Origin of the sequence: Flammeovirga agarivorans, assembly GCF_012641475.1 — a bacterium.
GTDB lineage: Bacteria > Bacteroidota > Bacteroidia > Cytophagales > Flammeovirgaceae > Flammeovirga > Flammeovirga agarivorans.
In genome coordinates this window covers 1-1,861 of sequence record NZ_JABAIL010000041.1, presented here as the reverse complement: position 1 = coordinate 1,861, position 1,861 = coordinate 1, and the positions used below count along the sequence as shown (strand labels likewise).

Below are 1,861 nucleotides of genomic sequence, written 5' to 3'. Positions count from 1 at the left end.
AAGCTCTGTAACACCAGCTAAAACTCCACGTTCGGGTGACGCACCCTCACACGTAGTTTAGCCATTACGTTGCCAGCAATGCAAAAATGAAAAGAGGACAACTCATAATATTAACAATTATCCTGACAAGTTGTTGGATTGTTGACAATGACAAGACTGTTGACAAATCTATCGTTGACTTAAACAGACAAGTCTTGCAAAAACAAATTGACAACATGCGAGGAGTGTTAAGAGAATCCACAGAACTAGTAAACCAAGAATATGTAACAGAAGACTTGGAAATTCTTACAGGGCTTGTAAATGAAATTCCAAAACTTAAACCTAACTATGAAGAGTTTGCAAAACATCTTCCTGGTTTCCAGGGCAAAGAGTATCATCTACCCGAACAAAATAGAAGCATTGAAGTTGGTTTTGACTTGACTGTTACTGGTGACATTTACTACGGAGGTTACGGAAATTTTGTCATATCAATTCTCCATTATAAACAGGATATTTTATTGGTAAACATTAACATGTATTTCACAGGTCAAGGACACGAGTTTATAAGAGATGTAATCATTGATCATATTAATTTCCCAATTAAGTGTTCGTCCTATGGAGTTTATTACACACAGACTTTTGACAAGAACATAAAAAAATATCAAGCTCTAAATATCTTCCCATTAAGATTGACCCCAACATCTGATGACTACTTAGAAACGGAACTTGCTTACTACGAAACGATGTCAAACCCAACACACTTTCTGAAATGGGGTAGGTCTTGTGGAGATGGAGGAGGACCAACAATTGGCAAAACAACAATAGACAGTTTGACCAAATCGGACAATTATAAACTTGTAGAAGACATTTTATATTCTCCGAGTGTTGTAGGACGGATCTACGCTATGCAAGCACTTGAGCGGTGGGACTGGAACGGAGAACATTCATTGACCGAAAAAACAAAGGAGACAATTCAGAAAATAAAAAATCTTGACGTTCCTTTTTCAGTTTGCGATGGCTGCTTTGTGGAGACAATGACCTTTAAACAACTTGCTGAAAGAAAACCTTGGATTGACACAAGAAACTGGACAAAAATAAAATGAATAAAACACTGCCGGCAACAACAGCTATACGTAATGCCCTTCGGGACACTACGCATAGCAATTTCGTTATACACAATATTTGAATGGTACTGATTTAATCATAATTAAAACATGAAAAGTTACTTAGAAAATTTATTAAAATGGTGGTTTTGGTCACCAATTGGTTATAAATGGATTCTATATTTTTCTGCAATATTTTACTTATTTTCTTCAGAACTTTATTTTGGAGCCAACTCTTTTTTTCCCTTTAATATCATAGGAGCAATTTTTATATTTGGATATTTAATTAGTTCATTTCTTTTGTCTTTTCATTATTCGCATCTACCATTTCAAAAATTATCAAAATCCAGAAAAGTCTATTTTCAATCAGTTTTATTGATTGGAATATGTTTTATACCAGGGTATTGTACTTATGAAATTGTAGATCAAATTAGAAAATATGAATTACAGAATAATTTGGGAGTAACAAATTCAATGGTTATCGACACAAATCAAAAAGGGAATAAAGTAAAATATGAATTCAATGTTGATGGTTGGAATTATAAAGGATGGACCTCGAGTAATAAACATAAAATAGGAGATATAATTCAAGTAAAATATTCTAAATCATTTCCAGCATTAAATCAAGAACAAGATTAAAAAATGTGTATAACAATAGCTAAACACCAAGTCTCGGGTGACGCACCCTCGCTCGTAGTTTAGCCATTACGTTAGCTTGCATATTCATAACCAATGAGATTTTCAATAAATTTTAAGCTTATAATCGTTTTATCTTATAC

2 protein-coding genes are annotated in these 1,861 nt (G+C 33.5%); both read left to right on the top strand.

Going from position 1 to position 1,861, the window contains the following annotated elements; genetic code table 11:
- Window positions 1-86 precede the first annotated feature (86 nt).
- A complete protein-coding gene (locus HGP29_RS28090; RefSeq protein WP_168885798.1) occupies window positions 87-1,082 on the top strand; it encodes a hypothetical protein in 996 nt (331 codons plus the stop codon).
- 111 nt (window positions 1,083-1,193) lie between these two features.
- On the top strand, window positions 1,194-1,721 hold the full coding sequence (locus HGP29_RS28085) for a hypothetical protein (RefSeq protein ID WP_168885797.1): 528 nt from the start codon (window positions 1,194-1,196) through the stop codon (window positions 1,719-1,721).
- Window positions 1,722-1,861: the final 140 nt, after the last annotated feature.

Excerpts from the sequence above, each read along its gene's own strand:
- HGP29_RS28085 (WP_168885797.1), top strand. The coding sequence starts at position 1,194 with ATGAAAAGTTACTTAGAAAATTTATTAAAATGGTGGTTTTGGTCACCA.
- HGP29_RS28090 (WP_168885798.1), top strand. The coding sequence starts at position 87 with ATGAAAAGAGGACAACTCATAATATTAACAATTATCCTGACAAGTTGT.